This window comes from Bacillus cereus group sp. BcHK124, from assembly GCF_027712065.1.
Classification (GTDB): Bacteria; Bacillota; Bacilli; order Bacillales; family Bacillaceae_G; genus Bacillus_A; species Bacillus_A pacificus.
Window position 1 is genome coordinate 211,234 of sequence record NZ_JAQFPJ010000005.1, and the last position, 22,950, is coordinate 234,183.

Below are 22,950 nucleotides of genomic sequence, written 5' to 3' on the forward strand. Positions count from 1 at the left end.
CCAGTTTTTATAGTAAGTATTTTACTAACTCTCTCGCTTCGTGGACTTATCTTTTATCGGAATTTTTAATTCTTGACCTACATTCACTTCATCTTTTTGTAAATCATTATACTTTTTAATCACTTCGATCCCAGTTTCATCTGAAAAATATTGCTTTGCTATACTTTCTAAGGTTTCTCCCTCTTTCACCGTATGTGTGACAACTTTCTCAGATGATGCCTCGGACTGAGATTTAGCTGAATCAAAGAAAATGACCTCAAATGCACTTTTTCCAGCGTTATTACCATCACTTTTCACCTGAATATATTTATCCGTATACCATAAAATACTAATTGGTAGTAATATGAATAGAAATGTTAAAACTCGGACGAAAATATGATTCATTTTAAACTTTTGTTTTTTCTCTTTATTTCTATGAATTTCACTACGCGGCGGTAAACCTTCTTTTTCTTCCACTCGCTCAACTTCTAATTCCTCTTCAAAATCAGGAATTCGTCTTCTCATGTTGTTCACCACCACCTTCCATTTATTTTCTTAATTGGAGCCCCATTATAAAATCAACAAGAAAGTGTGCAAAGATTGTTATAAACAAATTTCCTGTCCATTCAAATACATAGCCAAAAACAAAACTAATGAAACAGACGAAACAAAACAAAAATGGCTTTTTTATATACCGAATATGTAATACTGCAAATACGAAACTCGCTATTACAATTCCAAAGTGCGTCTGCACTACACCTCTAAATAAAAATTCTTCTGCAAAGCCGATAATGAATGTAATAACAAGTAGATGCATAACTGACATCCCTTGAAACATCCTATCATTAATACCACCATCATCAAACCAAGACTCTGGAAATACTCGCATTGCAACATAATCTAATAACACAATACCAATCGCTAACAAGCCACCTATTATAAGTATAGACACCGGTTCCCATTTCCACAGACTATACACCGACTTTATATCTCGGAATAGTATATATGCTAGTAAACAACCGATACCGATAATAATGAACTGTGTGATATACAGATTCAACCTTATTTCTTTCGGACTCATATCTTCAATATTATGCCTTTGAATGTTCATCATTCCCCCATCTTTTCTAGACCGAAAAGCTTTTGTAACTCTGTTTCCCAATTATAGTCGAAATCCGATTGTTGCGCTTGTCTTTTTTTATAATCTGTTTTTGTAATATGACAATAGTCGCAGCAATTCTTTAACTCGCCCTCTTTTCTGTAACCGAACTGTCGCAGCAAATATTCACGTCTACATTCTTTCACTTGTATCCATGATTTCATGTTTTCTAGCTCACTATATTTATTACGTAGCCTGATTTCTACTTCAGCTATTAATCTTGTCATAATTTCATCTGACAAGCTCTCTAATATTAATTTTCTCTGTTGTATGATTCCAAGCTTTTCAAGATGATAGCGGACGAAACGCCAATATTGTTCATTAAATCTTGCTGCATTATAACAAATTTCTTCTACCTCTTCTATTGGTAATTCTTTTGTTTGAAACATTCTTTCCTGCAGTAAAGAAAATAAAAATTGTATTTGTGACTGGCTTGGCAATTCATCTTCAATGATTGAAATTGGTAAATCGTGATCTAACGGACTGCATAGTAAAATAGCTATACTAGGTTCACCATCTCTTCCAGCTCTTCCGATTTCTTGTAAATAAGAAGCTATATTAGTCGGATAGTGGAAATGAATAATATATCTCGTATTTGATTTATTTACTCCCATACCAAAAGCACTTGTACATATTACAAGCTGCAACTGGTCATTCATAAACTGCTGTTGAATTAACATGCGCTCTTCATGTTCCATACCACCATGATAGAAAGCGACACCAGTAACGCCTTTTCCCCTTAAATATTCCGTTAAACGTTCTGTCCATGCTCTGCTTGAACAATATACAATCCCCGGCCCTTGTAAATACATCACCTGTTCCAAAAGCGCCTCTTTCTTCTCTTCTATCGTCTCCACAAATTGTACTTCCATTGCTATATTTGGACGATCAATAGAATACACATGCTGCGTCACATTCTCCAAATTCAAACTCTCTGCTATATCTCGGAGTACATCTTTCGTCGCTGTTGCAGTTAATGCTAGCACCGTAGGAGACCCGATATTTTCAATAACTACATTTAGTTTTTTATAATCTGGTCTAAAATCATAACCCCATTGCGAAATACAATGAGCTTCATCCACAACAAATAATGAAATATGAACTTTCTTCAATTCTCTTATTAACAATTCCGACTGCAACATCTCAGGTGAAACAAAAATAAATTTATAGGAAGCTAACCTTTTCATTGCTTCTCTTTTTTCATGTAATGTCCGAAAACTATTAAATGCTATCACTCGGTTTTTCACAACATATTTTAATTGTGTAACCTGATCTTCCATCAAAGATAATAATGGTGATACAACAAGTACTGTCCCTTCTTGCATGAGCCCTGGAAGTTGATAGCACATAGACTTCCCTCTTCCGGTCGGAAGCATCGCTATAACATCTTTTCCTTCCAATAAATCTGTAATTACCCCTTTTTGACCTGGACGAAATTCAGAATATCCAAACCACCTATATAAATATTCCTCAAGTTTCATTTATACCCTCCATCCGCGCCAATACAAGACGAACTTCAAAATAAGAGATACCCTCTCCAACAGCTTGTTTCAACTCACGCAACTTACGTGTTTGTAATGCATCAATTACTTCTGTTACTTTATCTATTTTGTCTTTTTCCATAAACATCTCGATAGAAAAATCTCTTTCACGCAAAGCAATTTCAACAAAATGATCTTCTATCGTTGCAACCTTTAGATTTCTAATTGTCGCTATTTCTTCTAATGAGCGCCCTTGTCTCCAAAAATTATATGTTTTTTTCGTTGATAAACTAAATAATTCAGCTCTCTCATTTGGATAAGAGATAATCTCAGCTAATAACGGAAATTCATTTTCTTTATCGCGAACTTCTTGTATAAGGAAATGAATTGTACCCCAAAATAAGAAATATACCCTGAAAATATCTCGTTTCGTAATTTCCGCTAACTGCTGCAATGTACAACCGATACGTTCATATCCTGTTAATCTATATGTTACAATCGTTGCTTCTATCACATCACATTTCCCTAAAAGATTATGTATTTCTTTCCATAATCTTTTCGCCAATTCACTTCGCCTATACGGCATACCTGTTAAAAATCGCTTCACCCACACCATTATTTCTGTATCTTGTTGAATAGGAATAAACTTCGTATTATTCTGTTGTAAATTAGATACAGTTTGAATAATTAAAGATAATCTTTTCCAAAACGTTTCACCTAATTCACCATAGTGCAAACCATGCAAATGGGCTGGAAAAGCATACCCTTCCTCCCATGTATGTAACTGCATTTTACCTTTAGGTGTTAACAAATATGTATTTTCATGTATTTCTTGAATCAAATCTGCTTGCAACAACTTTGCAACTTCACGATCATATTCATTTCTATTTAACGATTTATATATTCCAAACAAAAAAGAAATTCGGAACATATTTCCATCTTGTAACGTTTGCGAAGAACGTTTTCCCTTTAATAAATAATAAATAGAAGAAACGGTTCTTTCACCATTCAATTGTTTTAAACAATACAATACAGTATATTGTAGTTGCATTACCGCTTCCACCTTTCAATCTAACTTAATTACTTTTGATATGATTGCGCCATCTACCGTTACTCATTAAACTTATCATATGGGCAATATATACCTGTATATATTATATTGTACCAAACGAAATAACATTTACGTATTTTGAAAATCTTATGACATAATGCAAAAATTAGTTGACACTCTAATTGATAAGGATTATCATTATAATTTTATGTTGAAAAGTTTTAAAAACCGTTTTACAATAAGGTTATAATTTTTATAGCGAGCTTTTCACATACATATTATCAGGAGGGAAAAAAGATGGCAAAATATACAATCGTTGATAAAGATACTTGTATTGCATGTGGTGCTTGTGGCGCTGCTGCACCAGACATTTATGACTATGATGATGAAGGTATTGCATTCGTAACATTAGACGATAACCAAGGTATCGTTGAAATTCCAGATGTATTACTTGAAGATATGATGGATGCATTCGAAGGTTGTCCAACTGACTCAATTAAAGTTGCTGACGAATCATTCGACGGCGATGCTTTAAAATTCGAATAGTCTTTTATTAACTTCAAAAAATACCTCTCATTCATTTGAGGGGTATTTTTTGTTTTCTATTTTCAGTCTCCTTAATAAAAAACCATTAGTAGTTGTATACTACTAATGGTTTTATTTTATATTTATGCATTTTTCATTTTTGCAAATACCCATACTTTCAGGCGTGAGAATAACGCTACAAATACAATTGTTACAACAATTCCTTTAATCAAATTAAATGGTAAGATTGCCGTTACAACCGTTGTTTTTATCGCTTCGCTAGACATAGCTGGTGAATTTAAAAACCAAGTGTAAGCTGGGAATATGATGATGTAATTTAATACACTCATAATGAGCGCCATTGTAATTGTCCCTAGCATTAATCCTGTCGTTAAACTCTTAACAGTACGATACTTCCTAAATAAGAAAGTTGCTGGTCCAATAAATAAACATCCTGCAATAAAGTTAGCAATTTCTCCAACTGGTACTCCCGTTAAACTCCCTTGAATCCCGTAATGTAAAATATTCTTTATCGCTTCTACAATTACCCCTGCAACTGGCCCGAAAATAATCGCAGCAATTAGAGCTGGCACATCACTAAAATCAATTTTTAAAAATGGCGGAAGCCCTGGGAATGGGAAATCCAACATCATCAGTAAATATGCAATACTACTTAGCATTGCTACACTCACCATCTGCACTACACTGTTTTTTTGTTTCATCTTTCTCTCTCCTTTTCCATCGATCATCTCATGGAAAGTGGAAAGGTTCTGCTATGCCTACTTTTTCATAGAACGAAAAAACCCTTTGTGTTTTACACAAAGGGAGAATTTAAGGCACATCAAACAGACGTTCAAATACCTATCTTTTTTGAACGCTTGAACCTCCATCTTCTCCCATCCAGACTGTACTGTCGGCTTTGGAATCACACCAAATCCTGCCTTAACGGCTCGCGGGCTTAGAACAAAATCACATATAGTTCATCACCGCCGGTCGGGATTTTCACCCTGCCCCGAAGATAGACCGATATTCTATTTTCTACTTCATTATACAACAACATGATCGTATTGTGAACAAAAAAATCGTAACTTATTAAAAATAAGTTATTAATTTTACATAATCAAAATCATTCATTATATTTTACAATACACTCCATATTTTTTAGTATTCGGCATTTCTCCTATGAATCCCCTAGTCATATATAATTAAAAGTGATAAGATGTTGAATTGTTAAGATAAGAACATTTTCTGGATTATGGAGGAAATGTCATGAAGAAAGAAAAGAGACACTCTATTCGAGAAACAATGAAAAAAAACTTAAGGAAAGAATACTTTTACTTAAAAAAAGAATTACTTTTCTACTGTCCAATTGATTTAGGCACATTCTCAAGCGAGACATACTATGCTGCTTTCGATGAAGATGGCATCAGTATTTATCAGTATGATAAAAAGTCAGAAAGTAAATTAAAATTATGTGAGCGTCATCCATGGAAGAGTTGGAATAAAGTAAAGGTTGATCATTATTTGACAACTTCACAATTTATTTTTCAAGGTGAGCGAAACTGGATATTATCCCTTTTCCAAAAAGGAAAAGAAGCTCAAAAAATAATAGAAGAGCATACATCTTTACAAATTGAAGTTGTTTCCCGCTCTTTCTTAAAAAAGCTTCCTGGTTTCCGTTCTAATGCACCGTTGAATAAATACATCGGCAGCATTTGCTATACTGCACTCATTGCATTTTTATTAAAATGGATGATTCCATTTCAAGGACCACAAATCGCCCTGTACTCTATTTCAATCGGTTGTATGCTTCTTGGTTTACTTTGTTTGACAATTGGTTTAATTGAACCGACTATTGTACTATTTCGAACAAACGAAAAAACAAGAGCGAAAGTATTTTACTTATATAGCTACTTAGCTATTTCTGGATTTATATGTGTCTTTATTTTTTGGTAAAAAAGAGCTAGTTTTAACTAGCTCTTTTTTTACTTTACATATAATTGTTGATTTGGATAAATCAGCTCTTGTTGCAACCCATTTTTTTCTTGAATTTCCTTAACTGACATTCTAAATTTCCGCGCAATGCTAACTAGAGTGTCGCCTTTTTGGACGACGTATAACGATGAAGAAACTGCTTCATTTCTTTGTTCATGTAAAACAAGCAATGGATTCATCGCATTCTTTTTTGCCATCGTCCATCTTCCTTGATGAACTTCTAAATGTAAGTGTGCACCTCGGGATTCTCCTGTATTTCCTACTTCTCCAATTATTTCTCCTTTTGAAATATAATCCCCTTGAACTACATATCTCTTATTTAAATGTGCATACACAGCCTCATATTCTCCATGTTTAATAAAAACAACGTTTCCATAACTACTTGAATAATAAGACTTTGTTACCTTACCTTCTTGAATAGCTGACACAGGCGCGCCAATCGGTGCCGCTATATCTATACCGTAGTGTTTTCCGTGCCTTGTTCCAAAATAATCACTTATCTGTCCTTCAACAGGCCATGCCCATTGATTTCCCTCTGCGTACACATGTAATTGAGATAAAAATAGTACTGTCAATAACATGACGCCATATTTTAAAGCTTTCATATACATCCTCCGTTTTCTAATTACGACCATACCTTCTCTATTTTGGTATATTACAGAAAAAACTATACAAAAAAAGAAAGTGAATCACTCCACTTCCTTCTCTTTCTTATCACGAAAAACGATTGCACTGCGATTATACTCTACATCTTTTACTTGTAATCGAGCGTTTATTACTCTAGCTACTGCAAATAAATAATCAGATAATCTATTTACATACTTTAGAACAACTTCATTTATTTCTCCTTCTTTTTGCAGGGACACGATACATCGTTCTGCTCGCCTTACAACTGTACGTGCAATATGAATAGCAGCTGCCGACTCGCTTCCACCTGGTAAAATAAACCGTTCTAGTGGCGGTGCTTCTTCTGTATACGAATCGATCCTACTTTCTAAGTTTTCGACCATTTCAATTTTTACTTTATAAGGAATTTTCTCGCCTACTATCGCCAAGTCTCCCCCGCAATCAAATAGTTCATGTTGAATCGTTTCAAGTTCATTGTAAATATCTCCGAAAGACCCGCCTTGTAGTTTAGTCATCGCATATCCAATATGAGAATTCGCCTCATCTATTGTGCCATATGCTTCAACTCGGATATTATCTTTATCCACTCTGCCGCCTATTACACTTGTTGTCCCTTTATCTCCTGTTTTTGTATATAATTTCATCGCTTTACGACACCCCTCTCATCATTCTTCATTGGACTAAGTTAGAAAAAAAGTTCTACTATTATTTATTTAATTGATTTTACAAAAAAATAAACAACAGTAGAACTTTATTCATTATCAACTTTAAAAACGTATATCTAAATTATACGATTCGGTAAATATACAGAGAATGTAGTTCCCTCTCCAACGACACTTGAAACAGCAATTTTCCCATCATGGCCTTGCACAATATTTTTTGCAATCGCAAGCCCGAGTCCTGTTCCACCTTTTTTCCCACGTGTTCTTGCTTTATCAGCTTTATAGAAACGATCAAATAAAAATGGAATATCTTCTTCTGGAATACCAGCGCCCGAATCTTGTACTTCAAAAATAAGACCATTATTTTTCGTATCAATTACAAGCGTTACATGTCCACCTGCGTTCGTATGACGTATTGCGTTATCAATTAAATTCGTCAATACTTGTTCCATACGATCTGCATCAAACGGGTATTGCTCAATTGGATTTTTGAAATCAACCGTTAACGCGACTTCTTTATCCTTTGCAATTCCTTGGAATTTACGACTTATTTTTTCAACGAAAGGATGAATATCAACTTCACCTATATGTAACTCTACATTACCACTTTCCATACGCGCTAAATCTAACAATTCATTTACAAGTTTCCCTAAACGAACGGATTCATCATAAATGATTTGAACAAACTCGTTAATTTCTTCTTTTGTTTGCACAATATCATCTAAAATTGCTTCACTATACCCTTGGAGCATGACCATCGGTGTACGAAGTTCATGTGATACGTTCGCAATAAAGTCTTGGCGCATTTTCTCAAGACGGCGTTCTTCCGTCATATCACGCAATACAGCTACAGCCCCACGAATTTTCGTTTGATTGTAAAGCGGCGTCATAAGAACTACATAGTTACCTTTTTGTAAATTAATTTCAACCACTTGTTGTTGTTCGCTTTCTACAACGAGATGGAATAGTTCAACAAGTTCAGAAGGTAGTTTTTTACTGAGCTCTATCTCTTTTTCTTCTTGCCAAACTTGTAAGAAATGTTCAGCCGGCGGATTGATTACAACGACTTCACCCTCTTGATTTAATGTAATAACCCCATCTGCCATACTACTTAAAATACTAGCTAACTGTTCTTTCTCTTGCTGCAGGGCATTCATATTAAACTTCAACTGTTTCCCCATTTGATTTAAGGCTGTTGCAAGCTCACCAATCTCGTCCTGGGATACCATAGGAGCTTTTGCATCAAACTTCCCACGCGATACCTCAAAAGCAACCTCACGCATTTTACGAAGCGGTGCTGTAATTCGAGTAGATAAGAAGAATGCAAAGAAAGTTGTTAATATAATCGCAATCCCTGCTGATAAGAATATAAAATCAGTCGTTCTTTCCATACCTTGTATCGGCACTTGTAAAGATTCGTATACAAACACTGCACTTTGATTTTTTGACTGTACTGGTTTTCCGACAATCATAATATCATTTTCAGTATTTTTATTCTTTCTACTATTAGAGGCTTTTCTAATGTTATTCTTAATTTCTTTTTTGTCTGTAAACACAGCCGCTAATTCTTTATCTTCTTTTAAGTCATCCATTGTAAGAGTGACTAATCCTTCTTGTTTCGGTGAAGAAGATATTTCTTTTCCATCTTCTACAATAATGATCCTTGAAAGTGGATCAGAGAATTTGTATGCGATATTCTCAATCGTTTTTACATCGGCACCTTCTTCAATTAACTCTGAAACACTTGTTGCAACTTTTTGAAGCCTAGCTTCACTCATATCAACATAATATGTTCTAAAAAACTGTGAAAGTAAAATCGCAACAAATCCAAGCACGAACGAAACGAGAAGTAATATGGTCATCCATAACTTCCCTACTACACTTCTCCAAAGCATCAGTCGTTCACAACCTCAAACTTGTAACCTACTCCCCAAACGGTAACAATCATCTTCGCAGCATCGGGTGATTTTTTACTTAACTTCTCACGTAAACGCTTTACATGCGTATCAACTGTACGTAAATCTCCGAAGAATTCATATTGCCATACTTCTTTTAGCAATTGCTCACGATCGAATACTTTATCAGGCGCTTTCGCTAAGAATAATAGTAATTCGTATTCTTTCGGTGTTAAGTTCACCTCATTACCATCTGCTGTAACACGGTGTGCATCATTATCAATTGTTAAATGAGGGAATACAGTAACATCTTTTGTCGTTGTATCTTGTGTAAAGAATGTTGTTGGTACAGAACGGCGTAAGACCGCTTTCACTCGAAGCACTACTTCACGTGGGCTAAATGGTTTCACAATATAATCATCAGTTCCTACCTCAAACCCTTGTACTCGATTTACTTCTTCACCTTTTGCTGTTAACATAATAATTGGCGTCGCTTTCTTCTCACGAACCCCTTTACATACTTCGATACCATCTTTACCCGGCATCATAAGATCTAATAAAATTAAATCATAATCATTTTGCAGCGCCATTTCTAAAGCTGTATCACCATTGTCTGCTTCTTCAATTGTGTATTGTTCTCTCTCTAAATACATTTTCAACAAACGACGAATACGATCCTCATCGTCTACAATTAAAATTCTTGATTCATTTTCCATTTCTACCCGTTGCGTACTTTTACCACAACGGTTCACACCTACCCTTCTATACTATTATGTTGCGCTATTCTCGTTTATTTAAGCAATCTTCTAAATGTTTCACTTCCCATATTATGCTTCACAAGAATAATAAAGTTTGTTCAATTTTTTTCCAAAACTATGTATTTTTTTTGAACAGTATATAATGTCCTCGACATCATTTTACAAAATCAACCGCTACTTTGTCATGTTTTTCTCAAAAAAGAAGAAAAGTTGACAAAAATAAAATAGGAAAGTGACATACACTCTCCTATTTTATTTCTCTATGCGTATGAATGTAAACCCGCGATAATTAAGTTTACTACAATAAAGTTAAACATAATGATTGCAAAACCAATTACCGCTAACCATGCTGACTTCTCTCCGTGCCACCCTTTTGATAAACGTAAATGTAATACCGCCGCATAAAAGAGCCAAGTTATAAGTGCCCAAACCTCTTTCGGATCCCAGCCCCAAAAACGTGTCCACGCTATTTGAGCCCAAATCATGGCGAAAATTAATGCACCTAATGTGAAAACTGGGAATCCAATTGCAATAGAACGATATCCTATTTCATCTAACAAATCGCTATTCGTATTTTTCACTAACGGCTGAAGTGCCGCTGATACTCGTTTACGTAAAATTAGCCTTAATACGATATAGAGTAACGTTCCAACTAACATTGACCAAATAACAGTATTTAATTTTTTCGCATTTACAATCGCCGGAACTTCAACTGTCGGCTCTAATTTATTTTCTGTCAGTAACTTCCCTTCATGCGGCCCCACTAAAGCCGGAAGATTGTATTTCATTTCCACTTGTTGTTCATTTTTATCAATCCATTGAAACTTCGCTTCATATTTCATACTAGAATATACCGTTGTTACTCCAATAAACCCAACTGTACAAACAAGTGTGAATACTACCGTCTCTAGCCAAAATGTACGTTTACTTTTCACTGATTGATCTACATTTTTCAATAAATACATAACGCCCGTAATAAAACTAATTGCTAAAATTGCTTGTCCTGCAGCCGCAGTCGTCACGTGAATATGTAACCAATTACTTTTTAAAGATGGAATAAGCGGTGATATTTCCCTCGGAAACATACTTGCATAAGCAATTAATAAAAGCGCAACTGGTAATGCAAATAGTCCGATTATACTTACGCGGTACATAAAGTACATGACAATAAATGCTCCGACAAGCATCATGCCGAAAAACGTACCAAATTCAAAAAAGTTACTAACTGGCGCATGACCTGATGCGATCCACCTTGTTACAAAATAAACTGTTTGTGCAATAAACCCTAAAATTGTAATCGTTATTCCTACGTTTGCCCATTTATGACCCTTTTCTTTAATTGCTCCCCCAAAAAATAGAGTGGCAATTAAATATAAAATAAATGCGGTAAAGAGAAAGTTACTACTTATTTGCACCATATCGTTTCCCCACCTTAACTAATTTTTTTATCGACTACTTTATCATTTGGTTGCGGAATTGCTGTACCTTCTAGTACTCTTTCAATATCTTTCTTTAAACCGAACCAGTTTTTATTCGTATGTCCTGCAATCCACCATTCATCATTAACGCGTTGTATCCAAATACGGCGATGATTCCAATACATTCCTTGAATGACACCAACCATAAATATAAATCCTCCAATACCGAGAATCCAAAGCGTTAAATCTTTCCTTACAGTAAGTGCTGTTGCATTTTGCATTTCCACGCCTGCAAACGACATTTTATATTTATTATTTCCATCAGGTTCTATATTTTGCTGAATACCAACAAAACTCACTTCACCATCTGGTGTTTCAGGCGTAAACATTTTAAATACAAATGCAGGGTTGTTTGGTAATTTTGTTTTTGTATTTGGCCTTCCATTCTCATCAAAATAAAAATCAGGGAAATAGCTTAATAGTTCTAAAGAATAACCATTTCCTAAATCATATTTTTCTGCAGGGTTTGTTAAATCAACTTTAATCGGTCCCCACTTTTGATTATTTTCTTTATTTTGCAAACGGAAGGACATACTTTTAAATTCATTTTCTCTATAACTCAATTGATAAACAGCAAATTGATCAAATTTCAGCGGTTCATTTACTCGAATTTCAACTTCTTTTACTTTTTCCAATTTTGGTTTTTGTCCAGCTATCTTTTCACCTACCGCTTTATATAATACGGCATTCGTTTGGAAGTTTTTCGCAATCATTTTATCACCTACACGGTCAATTGCTTCATCAAAAACTTCCTTGTCCTTACTTTTATCATAAACTTCCTTTATAAACTTCTCACTTTTTAAATAATATTGGCCATCCGTCCCTGGTATTTCTTTCGTTTCACCATCACGTAACCAAAGCGTTTCATCTACATACATACTCGGTAAAAAACGAAGCATCGCACCGAATAAAAAGATAATAAGACCGATATGATTTACATATGGACCCCAACGCGAGAAACGTCCCTTTTCTGCTAAAACGTTTCCGTCTTCCACTTTCACATTATAGTTCGTTTTCTTTAAATTCTTTTGAACTTTTTCAAAATCTCCCTCTTGCGGTGTACCAGTGCCATATAATCTTTGTCTCTTTAAAAAGCTAGGGTGTCTTTTTACCCCTTGCTTCTTTAAAGCTTTATAAAGTGGAATGACACGGTCTAAGCTACATATCACAAGAGAAATACCAATTGAAGCAATTAACATCATATACCACCATGAACCGTATAAATTATTAAAGCCTAATTGATAGTATAATTGCCCTAAAAATCCGTATTCTTGCTTATAATATTCAGCTGGTGCAATTCCTGGAGTTATGTACATTTCTTGCGGAAAAATAGTCCCTATCGCCGATGCAGCTAAAGTGATTACAATGAGCCATACACCCACTTTTACAGAAGAGAAAAAGCTCCAAATTTTATCAATAATCGTTTTTGTTTGCGTGAGAGATCTCCGAGCACTCCCCTCATAGCGCATATCCAATAGTTTTATATTTTCATTGCTTTCAAATGGTTTCCCACAAGCTTCACAAAAAACAGTTCCTATCGGATTCACATGTCCACATTCACATTTAATTTCTTTCAACACTCTCACCGCCCCTGTATCTATATGTACTATTGTATATTCTAACCTCAAGTTACCGCAATACTCAGAATTTTTAAACCGAAGGCACTATAGGTAAGCGCCTTGTATGTAAAGGTTTTCTTTATTACGGAGTGATTTTCTTTAAATACTCCTCCAATTGTTCCTTCGTTTGTTCACCTTTAATCTCTTGAATCACCTTACCATCTTTATCAATCAAGAAGCTTGTTGGTAATGGTATTACTCCATACGTTTTTATAATTTCTCCACCTTTATCGATTGCAACGGGGAACTTAAGATCGTATTGTTTCACAAAATTCTTAACAGCAATATCCGTTTCATCTGCATCTAACGCAATGATTTCAACGCCTTTTTCTTTATACTTTGGATATAGTTCATTCATATAAGGCATTTCTTTCTCACAAGGTTTACACCACGTACCCCAAAAGTTTAAAAATACACCTTTTCCCTTAAAATCTTTTAGCTCAATTTTCTTTCCTTCTAAATCTGTCACAACAAAGTTAGGTGCTTCTTTTCCAATTTCCATTTTCTCTTCTTTAGAGAAATATCCTTGATAAAGTGTAAATCCTACAGCACCGCTTAAAATGAGCAGAATAATAACGCGAAATAATAAGCGATTTTTTTTCATATTGTTTCCCCTCTCTTCGACGAGTGATGAATATATGTATTTTTAATAAATCACCAGCGGAGCATTCCACTGGTGAAAGTTTCACAATATCGATTAGCGAGGCTTTGTAGAAGCCAATGCACGTAATTGTTTCACCTCATGCGGTGTCAATTCTCTTGCATCACCAGGTCGCAAGCTACCCACTTCTAAAAAGGCGTAGCGTTCACGCTTTAGTTTCACTACTTTACAGTCTAAAGCTTCAAACATACGACGTACTTGACGGTTACGACCTTCATGAATTGTTAATTGTACAATCGCCATTTCTTTACGCTTGTCCCAAGAAATGATTTTCACACGCGCTGGTGCTGTTTTTCCGTCTTCTAACATAACACCGCGTTCTAACATGCGAATTTTCTCACCTGTTAGAGGACCTTTTATTTTTGCAACATATGTTTTTTCAACTTTATATCTAGGGTGCATTAATACATTTGCGAAGTCCCCATCGTTTGTCATTAATAATACGCCAGACGTATCATAATCTAATCGTCCGATTGGGAATAAACGTTGTGTAATTTCCGGGAAAAAGTCTGTTACAACACTTCTTCCTTTATCATCTGATACACTTGAAATTACGCCAGTTGGTTTATATAGTAAAAAATAAACAGGTTCTTCTTTTTCAAGAGGAATGTTATTCACTTCTACTTTATCTTGAGGAGTTACTTTCGTTCCTAACTCCTTCACTATTTTTCCGTTAACTTTCACTTTTCCTTGCTGAATTAATTCCTCAGCCTTTCTTCTCGATGCAATACCTGCTTGCGCAATCACTTTTTGTAATCGTTCCATTTCTTTTTTTCACCTCGAATTTATCTTACCTTACATTAGAAAGACTTGGCAACCGCATACGCTTAACGGCTTTTCGCTTCCTCTTACTTAAACAACATAGCGATGATAATAAACATATAAAGGTCAAATCATGGTTTTACCTTTTATTATTGTCCATATTTTTCATATTGCTCACAATAAAAGTTCATTATTTTGTCAAAAATACCGCATAAAAAAACCACTATTAAGCAACACCTTAATAGTGGTCGTATACGTATTATAAGCGAAATAGCATAAAAAATGAATAGTATTACTTAAACATTAAAGAAACAAACACAATCGAACAAATAATTCCGATTAAATCAGCAAAAAGTCCTACTTTTAATGCATCTCCCATTTTTCTAATTCCAACAGCTCCGAAGTATACTGTTAAAATATAAAAAGTCGTATCTGTACTCCCTTGCATCGTAGAAGCCAATCGCCCAATGAATGAGTCTGGTCCATATGTGGCAATTAAATCGGTCGTAATACTTAAACCAGCAGAGCCCGAAATAGGGCGTATAAGTGCCAGTGGAACAATTTCTGCTGGGACATGAATTAAATCTAACATCGGCTTCATTACTGATATCATTGCATCCAATGCACCTGAAGCTCGAAATATAGAAATAGATACGAGCATTCCAACCATAAACGGTAAAATAGAGATTGCAATTTGAATTCCTTCTTTTCCCCCCTCAACGAACGATTCATACGTCGGCACTTTCTTTATCGTTCCATATAAAAGAATAAAACCAATTACACAAGGGATTACCCATAATGATATCGTATTAACAATACTCATTTTTTCCGCCCCTTCCTACTCCTTCTTCGGTAAAAATAGCGATCAATCCAAATCGCTCCGATCATAGAGAGTACTTGTGCAATGAATGTTACCCCAACAATTTCAGTTGGATTCGCTGATTCATACGTCATTCGAATCGAAATGACAGTAGTAGGAATTAAAGTAATCGCTGATGTATTTAACGCAAGAAACGTCACCATAGAACGGCTCGCCGAATCCTTTCCCCCATTTAACTCTTTCAATTGTTCCATCGCTTTTATACCAAGAGGGGTCGCAGCATTACCTAACCCAAAAAAGTTAGCCATCATATTCGATAAAATAAATCCCATTGACGGATGGTCCTTTGGTATTTCTGGAAACAATCTTTTTACTATCGGCATAAAAAGTGACACTAACTTTTTTAACAACCCTGCTTCCTCTGCAACTTTCATTAAACCGAGCCAAAATACTAAAACACTAATGAGCCCTATACAAATTGTTACTGCGTCTTTTGCTCCATCAAATACTGCTTTATTGATTGCTTCCATCGTTCCATTAATCATGGCATATACAATCCCTATGACTGCCATCGCTACCCATACGAGATTAACCATCGCTTCCAACACCTATCATATGAGAAAAAATTTCTTTCACATTATTCCAATACACTCCCGTTGTAGCTACTAACTTTCGTTTACTATAAAATAAATTTCGTTCTCCAACTTTCTCATTGCCAACATAAATTTCTGTCTTTCCAACCTTTACTCCATCCTTAAGTTTCGCACTTTTATCGAGTTCAACTTTTAATACGACATTCTTTCTTTCCTGCTCAGTTAAAGGTACCGCAAAACTATTTTTCGTATAAACATGATTGGCATATTTCTTTTCAGTTATTTCAGCAAGAGCTCCTTGTCCTACAACGTTTGTTTGTTTGAAACGTTCAAAACCTTTATCAAATAAATTCATATGATCATCCCAATCGCTAGAAGCGCTCAAAGTCACGACAATTAAATCTAGTCCATCTTTTGATGCTGTTGTAACAAGCGTCCGTCCTGCTTTCTTCGTAAAACCCGTTTTTCCTCCTGTTGCAAATTCATAATAAGACGTCACAAGTTTATGTTTGTTTTTCCACGGATAATCCCACGAATCTGATTTATACGTTTTTGTCCCAAAAATCTTCTTAAAGGTTTCGTTCCCCATTGCATACCTTGTTAAAAGTGCCATATCATAGGCCGACGAATAATGGGATCCATCTCCATCCAAACCATGTGGGTTTGAAAAGTGAGTATCTTTCATTCCAATTTGTTTCGCCTTTTCATTCATTAAATATACAAACCCTTCTATACTCCCTCCTACATTTTCAGCAATTACTTGTGCTGCATCATTACCAGATCTAAGCATGAGTCCGTATACTAAATCCTCTAATTTTACTTTCTGTCCAGGCTTTAAATAAATTGCTGAGCCTTCTACTCTCACTGCTTCATTACTAACCGAGACCATTTCTTTCATTTTTCCTGACTCAGCAGCTAACAAGGCAGTCATAATTTTTGTTATACTAGCAATCTTTTGCGGCTCATGTTCTGCTTTTCCGTATAATACGCGACCTGACTGTTGCTCCATTAATACAGCATTTCGAGCACTAACATTGCTGGTCATCTTTGCATATGTAGGAATTGGTATAACGCTTGCGTACATAATAAGAAGCGTAATGATTACACAAATTCGTCTCATATTTCCCCCCACGTCCTTTTGGCACTTTTTGTACAAGTGTATGCTTGGCCTTTTAAAATATGAACGAAATCTCCCTCTCCTACCAATAAAAAAGACGCAGAGAACCTGCGTCTAATAAGGTGTCCATTCTATTTGTTTTGCACTTTCAAATCTTTTTTCTACATCCGGCCAATTTACAACATTCCACCAATTTTTAATATATTCATCTTTTCGATTTTGGTATTGTAAATAATACGCATGTTCCCACACGTCTAGTACAAGGAGCGGTATCGTATCCCATTGTGTAAATAATTGATGAAGTGTACTCTGTAAAATTTCTAATCTTCCCGATCGCGGAACCCAAACGAGAATTGCCCATCCTGAACCTTCCACTTTAGAGGCTGCTTCTGTAAAATGTTTTTGAAAACGCAAGAAACTTCCAAAATCTTGTTCAATCCGGTGTGAAAGAGCCCCTCTTGGACTTCCGCCGCCACCTTTTTTCATGTTATTCCAAAATATTGTGTGCAAGTAATGACCTGATCCATGAAAAGCAGCTTCTCTTTCCCAATGCTTAATTAAATCAAATTGATTTGTTTTTCTCGCTTCTTCCATCATCTTCTCTGCCTTATTTAATCCTTCCACGTAACTACGATGATGTTTATCATGGTGTAACATCATAATTTCTCTAGAAATATACGGTTCTAACGCATTATATGGATATGGTAGTGGCGGGAGTGTATGCCCTCCAATTGGAACAGCTCGTTCACTATCCCCTCTTTCACATAGTTCATATTCCTCTTCTCCCTGCACGAATACTTCCTGCAAATGATGCTGAATATGTTCTACATCATCACTTATTTCATACATAAACTCTGCATCTGTATCATACTCATGCTCTTTCATACGATCTAATAACGTTTGAATTTTATAAGCAAGCATATGGACATCATACACTTCCATTGCACGGCTATCTAATACGTGAAGAACACTTTCACACCAGCTTTCTACTTCATGAAAGTAATCTGTGAATACACCTTGCTGACTCATGTTACACCTCCTTAATGCTATCCCCTTAAATATATTCAAAGGAAATCCCTTATATAACTGTGCAAAAGGAAAAGAAGCTAAGTACCCTTAGCTTCTTTTTCACAATTAATATTTGTGTAACATCTTTGTTTGGTAATCCGTCTCATAATATTCTAGTTCTTCACGCATCAATTGAAATTTACCTTCTAAATTCTTCATTACTTGCTCTATAGATGCAGGTGGCGTTTGTTGAAAAACGATGGAGTTTTTCCCTGTATAAGCAGATCGACTATTTTCATACCAATGATCACTCTTTGGTGAAAAAAACTCTGCAATTACTTGATGATAAATTTTATATAAAATCTTTTCAGCTGCTGTCTTTCGAAATGGCTGGCTATTTAACAAAACAAAACACGCATCATGCCCTTCTTCACAAAAAACGAGAAGACGTCTTATTGCCGCTAATAACCCTTTATAATATTGTTCGTTTCCTGCCGGTGTCTCTTCTAATAAAGAAGGCAACGTATGATAATTTACATAATTGGTTATCAAATGAATAACATCTTCTAAAAACATAGAAACTTGTTCTGTTTGATTTTCCACCATTAGATTAGACATTTTTCCCTCTCCTTTGCCAGTTCACGCTATTTCTACTCTTTTATTTTTATGTAATTCAGCCAATATTTCTTGTACTTTCACGACTATTTCCTCATCAAAATATTGTTGGAATTCTTCTATATTATTTAAATACAAACGTTTTTGCATGCGAAGCTCATTCTCTTTCAGTAAACAACAGATCGCTACAATATCCCGCAAATATATGTCTTGATTTTCTACTTTACATACCGGATTTCCTTCAAAAGGAGTAATTTCTTGTAAAACTTCTTCAAAATATCGAACATATAAAACAGAAAAGGTTCTTTCTTTATCATTTAATATATATGTCACTTCAGATCTATTAAAGAAATCTTCTGATGTATTAGGTTTTGCTTTCTCTAGCTCATATCCCGCATAACCTATTATAATCATCTACTTCCCCTCTCTTCCTTCTTTCAATTTATTTTAACTTAATTTTCTGACAAACGAAATACTCTTTTAAATATAATCCCTATAAAAAAATAGCTTCTTCATACAGGAATTTACCTTTTTATTTTTCTTGAAGTTTGTCATAATAATATTATTGTCTCAGTTTTCTTATACAAGGAGAGTTGTATTTATGTCGTTTTCATGGAAACGTTTCTTACAAATCGGGAAAATTATCTTCCCATTTGTTGTATTAACCATTGTATTCTTTCAAGCAAAAAAAGAATTAGCAGGCATTTCTTTTTTAGAAGCAATCAATACAATTAAAAACATTCCAACCGGAGGAGTCTTTTTAGCAATTACACTTGGTGCATTTGCCGTATCAACAATGTTCTTTTACGACTATGTTATGCTTCGTTATTTAAAAGCTGATATACCTGTCCAAAAGATTTTTCGTATCTCATGGATTGCTAATACCTTAAATGGATTTATTGGATTTGGTGGTCTCGTTGGAGCGGGTGTACGTACGATGCTTTATCGTCCATACATAAAAGAAAATGGCAAGCTGATTAAAAGTATCGCCTGGATGACAACTGCTTTTATTAACGGACTCGCTATTCTTTCATTCCTCGGCCTTATTGGAATATTAGACACAAGTTTTATTTTGCATGAAAAACCGTGGCTATGGCCTGTTTTGATCTTCTTCGCCCTTTTCGTCCCTATATACATCGGCTTTTCTAAACTAAAAAATAGAAAACCAAAGCAAACCGAAGGACAAGATGAACGAGAAGAAGAGAAAAATCCAACTGTTTTATACTCATTAGTTTCGTTAGTTGAGTGGGTATCTGCTGGTATTGTTATGTACGTCATACTAATATTATTTGGCATTGATATCGAATTTCAAAAGTTTTTAGGTGTGTATGTCATTGCTGCTTTAGCTGGTGTTGTTAGTCTTGTACCTGGTGGACTTGGTTCATTTGACCTTGTGTTTTTAACTGGGCTCGGACAATATGGCATTGATACAGGCGTATTACTACCTGCTATGTTATTATATCGCCTCGTCTATTACATTTTACCATTCTGCCTCGGTCTTATTTTTGCAGCTTTTGAAATGACAGGCGTGGCCATTAAAAAGTTTGAAGACAAACCTTTTATTGCGCCTGCATTAGAAACAACTGGTGTTATATGGACTTTGCAGCGTGATTTTCTAGGAAAACTAGGTTCATGGGCCTCTGCTGCTTTAACAGTATTTGCTGGATTAATGGTTATTTTATCGACCATTCTACCGACAAGTATAAACAGAGCACACGCCTTACATATTCTAGCTCCAAAACATCTTATTCAATTTTCTTTTAGCTTATCACTAACATTCGGTATTCTCCTCCTAATCCTTTCACGAGGCATATATTATGGAACAAAGCGTTCTTACTATATGACGATTGTTTCTTTAATCGGAGCAGCTATCTTTAATACGCTAAAAGGGATTGATATTGAAGAAACGTTTATTTTATTAATTGTACTCGCTGTATTATATATGCTTCGTAAAAGATTTGTACGCGAGAAAATGGAAGTCTCACTTTCTGATATCGTAAAAGTTTTTATATTCTTACTTATAACTTTATATTTATATAAAAACTTAGGGATTTTATTTGCAGGTGCAAAAGAAGCTTTTAAACCTGATTTTGTCGTTCGTAATATTACGCAAGTAAAACGAAGTGCATTAGCAGCTGCCTTTTTCGTTCCTACATTTTTACTAATTGGCTCACTCATTGCTAATCGTTATCGAAATGAATTTCCCGGGCAACCAGCTAATGATAAAAGATTGCAAAACTTTTTAGATGAACATGGTGGAAATGTACTTAGTCATTTAGGTTTTTTAGGTGATAAACAATTCTTCTTTAGTAGTGATGGGAAAGCGCTCCTTCTCTTCTCTATAACTGGAAAACGTCTTGTTGTGCTAGGTGATCCAATTGGAGATCCTTCCTCCTACCGTACTGTGTTACAAGAGTTTTTAGCTGAAGCTGACCGATTTGGATACATTTGTGTATTCTACCAAATCGAAAGTAAATGGATGAGTTTATATCATGATTTTGGTTACAACTTCTTTAAGCTTGGTGAAGAGGCTGTCGTTGACTTGAACACATTTACAATAACAGGAAAAAAACGTGCCGGTATGCGAGCAACTTTCAACCGTTTTGAACGAGAAGGCTATACATTCTCTATTCACCAGCCGCCGTTCTCAGATGAACTATTTGAAGAATTAAGAAAAGTTTCAGATGCGTGGCTCGGTGGAAAAAAAGAGAAAAGTTTCTCACTCGGATACTTTGATCGTGAATATATTAGCCGTGCTCCTATCGCTACATTATCTGATGCAGATGGAAAAATCATTGCATTCACGACATTTATGCCCGTATATCAAGACGGATCATTGTCTGTTGATTTAATGCGCTATTATCCAGATGCGCCTAGCGGCATTATGGATGCAATTTTCATCCACCTATTCCAGTGGGCAAAAGAAAATGAATACCACTCCTTTAATATTGGTATGGCACCACTTTCAAATGTAGGTTTATCGACACAATCTTTCTGGTCTGAACGGGTTGCTGCTGCCATCTTTAATAATGTTCGTTACACATATAGTTTCAGCGGGTTACGACATTTTAAAGAAAAATATAAACCAGCATGGAGCGGTAAATATTTAGCATTTAGAAAGAATCATTCTTTACCAATTACGATGCTCTCTGTAACAAAATTAATAGGAAAAAGAAAAAACAGCTAAATAGTTAGCTGTTTTTTCTTTTTTGAACTTGTACAATAAATTCTTTTTCATATTTCTTACCATTTATATAGAAATCTCCCCATATTTTGTACGTTCCTTCAGCAGGAAATGTAATACGGTATTGTAATTGTCCATCTGTATCAACAGGGATTGCATATAAAAAATTTTCTCTCGTTTCGTCCACAATATAGAGCGCCTCCACTTCTCCTCTCTCTGAATGTAATTTCAATTTTTCACCCTTTTTCGCTTGAAATTGAAATGTTAACGTCACTGGCTCATTCGGATGCAGTGCACCGAATAAAAGAGAAACTTCATACTCCCCTATTTTTTTTGTAAGTACACTATCGATTGGAAATTTTACTTTTTTCTTATTTTTCTCCTCTATTTCCTTCCCAAAATCTTTCTTCGCAAATGATTGCACAGACTTATTTTTGTCTTCATATAAAAATATTGTATATCCTTCATCTTTCGCTATTTTAGAAGATACCTTATATGATCCATTTCCTGCGAATGTAGGTTTCATTTGTTGTACATGTTTTAATTGTCCGTCTACAATAACTGCCCGAATTTGATCATTCACACCACGCACTTCGCTACTTTTATTATTTAATAATTGAAACACAATATCTGCTTTCTCATTTCCTTTTCCATTTGACACATCCCATTTTACTTCCTGAACATCACCTACAGTCTCTGTAGTTTCTTGATACTTTTTTATGTAAAATCCGCCTACTACAACAAATAGCAAAGCAACGAGTCCAATGACAAGATTTTTCAAAACATCACCTACCATTTTTATAGTCTCTATTCATACAAAACTTCTTACATATATATTCTAGATGACAATTTATGAAATCCTTCTGTTTTGCACATATTACAAATAATAAAAAGATTTTAATTGAAAGGATTCGTAGTGTATAATGCAAATGATATTGATTTCTATCAATACATTATAAGG

At 35.0% G+C, this 22,950-nt stretch carries 23 protein-coding genes and 1 riboswitch; of the genes, 3 read left to right on the plus strand and 20 right to left on the minus strand.

Going from position 1 to position 22,950, the window contains the following annotated elements:
* Window positions 1–24 precede the first annotated feature (24 nt).
* Genes PDK19_RS10965 through PDK19_RS10980 form a run of 4 tightly spaced genes read right to left on the minus strand, consistent with a single transcriptional unit; the run spans window position 25 to window position 3,670 of the window.
* The gene (locus PDK19_RS10965) at window positions 25–504 is read right to left on the minus strand and encodes a LysM peptidoglycan-binding domain-containing protein (RefSeq protein ID WP_001254344.1); all 480 of its coding nucleotides are present in this window, start codon (window positions 502–504) and stop codon (window positions 25–27) included.
* A 22-nt stretch (window positions 505–526) separates the two neighbouring features.
* Window positions 527–1,090, minus strand: coding sequence for a CPBP family intramembrane glutamic endopeptidase (locus tag PDK19_RS10970; protein WP_001025765.1), 564 nt, complete (start codon window positions 1,088–1,090; stop codon window positions 527–529).
* Window positions 1,090–2,619, minus strand: coding sequence for a RecQ family ATP-dependent DNA helicase (locus PDK19_RS10975; protein ID WP_000762989.1), 1,530 nt, complete (start codon window positions 2,617–2,619; stop codon window positions 1,090–1,092). The genes PDK19_RS10970 and PDK19_RS10975 overlap by 1 nt, the downstream gene beginning before the upstream one ends.
* Window positions 2,609–3,670, minus strand: a complete 1,062-nt coding sequence (locus tag PDK19_RS10980) for a helix-turn-helix domain-containing protein (RefSeq protein ID WP_014893181.1) — start codon at window positions 3,668–3,670, stop codon at window positions 2,609–2,611. Before PDK19_RS10980 ends, PDK19_RS10975 begins: the two co-directional genes overlap by 11 nt.
* 297 nt (window positions 3,671–3,967) lie before the next feature.
* Here PDK19_RS10980 and PDK19_RS10985 point away from each other — a divergent pair, with 297 nt between their 5' ends.
* Window positions 3,968–4,216 (plus strand): ferredoxin, encoded by a 249-nt coding sequence (locus PDK19_RS10985; RefSeq protein WP_001151996.1) that lies wholly within the window; start codon window positions 3,968–3,970, stop codon window positions 4,214–4,216.
* Between the two features lie 122 nt (window positions 4,217–4,338).
* Here PDK19_RS10985 and PDK19_RS10990 read toward each other — a convergent pair whose 3' ends face one another.
* Entirely contained in the window at window positions 4,339–4,917 is a 579-nt protein-coding gene (locus PDK19_RS10990; protein WP_000810858.1) for an ECF transporter S component, read from the minus strand.
* 162 nt (window positions 4,918–5,079) lie between these two features.
* A riboswitch (FMN riboswitch) is annotated at window positions 5,080–5,219 on the minus strand.
* Between the two features lie 245 nt (window positions 5,220–5,464).
* Here PDK19_RS10990 and PDK19_RS10995 point away from each other — a divergent pair.
* Window positions 5,465–6,151, plus strand: a complete 687-nt coding sequence (locus tag PDK19_RS10995) for a hypothetical protein (RefSeq protein WP_000711802.1) — start codon at window positions 5,465–5,467, stop codon at window positions 6,149–6,151.
* Window positions 6,152–6,180: 29 nt separating this feature from the next.
* On the opposite strand, the gene PDK19_RS11000 is transcribed toward PDK19_RS10995, so the two are convergent.
* From PDK19_RS11000 to PDK19_RS11065, 14 genes are all read right to left on the minus strand, one after another.
* Window positions 6,181–6,795 (minus strand): peptidoglycan DD-metalloendopeptidase family protein, encoded by a 615-nt coding sequence (locus PDK19_RS11000; RefSeq protein WP_000645699.1) that lies wholly within the window; start codon window positions 6,793–6,795, stop codon window positions 6,181–6,183.
* An 84-nt stretch (window positions 6,796–6,879) separates the two neighbouring features.
* Window positions 6,880–7,461 (minus strand): cob(I)yrinic acid a,c-diamide adenosyltransferase, encoded by a 582-nt coding sequence (locus PDK19_RS11005; protein ID WP_000781287.1) that lies wholly within the window; start codon window positions 7,459–7,461, stop codon window positions 6,880–6,882.
* A gap of 137 nt (window positions 7,462–7,598) precedes the next feature.
* Entirely contained in the window at window positions 7,599–9,374 is a 1,776-nt protein-coding gene (gene resE, locus PDK19_RS11010; protein ID WP_000964684.1) for a sensor histidine kinase ResE, read from the minus strand.
* Entirely contained in the window at window positions 9,374–10,090 is a 717-nt protein-coding gene (resD, locus tag PDK19_RS11015; protein ID WP_000426862.1) for a DNA-binding response regulator ResD, read from the minus strand. Before resD ends, resE begins: the two co-directional genes overlap by 1 nt.
* 302 nt (window positions 10,091–10,392) lie before the next feature.
* Complete coding sequence (resC, locus tag PDK19_RS11020; RefSeq protein WP_000250095.1) at window positions 10,393–11,550, minus strand: cytochrome c biogenesis protein ResC; 1,158 nt, start codon at window positions 11,548–11,550, stop codon at window positions 10,393–10,395.
* 14 nt (window positions 11,551–11,564) lie between these two features.
* Window positions 11,565–13,190: a cytochrome c biogenesis protein ResB gene (gene resB / locus PDK19_RS11025; protein WP_000910531.1), complete on the minus strand. Its 1,626-nt coding sequence runs from the start codon at window positions 13,188–13,190 to the stop codon at window positions 11,565–11,567.
* A gap of 121 nt (window positions 13,191–13,311) precedes the next feature.
* Window positions 13,312–13,833, minus strand: a complete 522-nt coding sequence (resA, locus tag PDK19_RS11030; protein WP_000742210.1) for a thiol-disulfide oxidoreductase ResA — start codon at window positions 13,831–13,833, stop codon at window positions 13,312–13,314.
* Between the two features lie 93 nt (window positions 13,834–13,926).
* Window positions 13,927–14,655: a 23S rRNA pseudouridine(2605) synthase RluB gene (gene rluB / locus PDK19_RS11035; RefSeq protein ID WP_000440555.1), complete on the minus strand. Its 729-nt coding sequence runs from the start codon at window positions 14,653–14,655 to the stop codon at window positions 13,927–13,929.
* A 289-nt stretch (window positions 14,656–14,944) separates the two neighbouring features.
* Complete coding sequence (gene spmB / locus PDK19_RS11040; RefSeq protein WP_000029511.1) at window positions 14,945–15,475, minus strand: spore maturation protein SpmB; 531 nt, start codon at window positions 15,473–15,475, stop codon at window positions 14,945–14,947.
* On the minus strand, window positions 15,472–16,068 hold the full coding sequence (spmA, locus tag PDK19_RS11045) for a spore maturation protein SpmA (RefSeq protein ID WP_000247807.1): 597 nt from the start codon (window positions 16,066–16,068) through the stop codon (window positions 15,472–15,474). The genes spmB and spmA overlap by 4 nt, the downstream gene beginning before the upstream one ends.
* Entirely contained in the window at window positions 16,061–17,185 is a 1,125-nt protein-coding gene (dacB, locus tag PDK19_RS11050) for a D-alanyl-D-alanine carboxypeptidase DacB (RefSeq protein WP_001252623.1), read from the minus strand. The genes spmA and dacB overlap by 8 nt, the downstream gene beginning before the upstream one ends.
* A gap of 111 nt (window positions 17,186–17,296) precedes the next feature.
* Window positions 17,297–18,211: a superoxide dismutase gene (locus tag PDK19_RS11055; protein WP_000082669.1), complete on the minus strand. Its 915-nt coding sequence runs from the start codon at window positions 18,209–18,211 to the stop codon at window positions 17,297–17,299.
* Window positions 18,212–18,316: 105 nt separating this feature from the next.
* Window positions 18,317–18,808, minus strand: a complete 492-nt coding sequence (locus PDK19_RS11060; protein WP_049122706.1) for a YpuI family protein — start codon at window positions 18,806–18,808, stop codon at window positions 18,317–18,319.
* A 21-nt stretch (window positions 18,809–18,829) separates the two neighbouring features.
* Entirely contained in the window at window positions 18,830–19,219 is a 390-nt protein-coding gene (locus PDK19_RS11065) for a hypothetical protein (RefSeq protein ID WP_000583785.1), read from the minus strand.
* A 187-nt stretch (window positions 19,220–19,406) separates the two neighbouring features.
* Between PDK19_RS11065 and mprF the strand changes: the two genes are divergently transcribed.
* On the plus strand, window positions 19,407–21,992 hold the full coding sequence (gene mprF / locus PDK19_RS11070) for a bifunctional lysylphosphatidylglycerol flippase/synthetase MprF (protein WP_000010863.1): 2,586 nt from the start codon (window positions 19,407–19,409) through the stop codon (window positions 21,990–21,992).
* 4 nt (window positions 21,993–21,996) lie between these two features.
* Here mprF and PDK19_RS11075 read toward each other — a convergent pair whose 3' ends face one another.
* Window positions 21,997–22,785, minus strand: a complete 789-nt coding sequence (locus PDK19_RS11075) for a hypothetical protein (protein WP_041184453.1) — start codon at window positions 22,783–22,785, stop codon at window positions 21,997–21,999.
* Window positions 22,786–22,950: the final 165 nt, after the last annotated feature.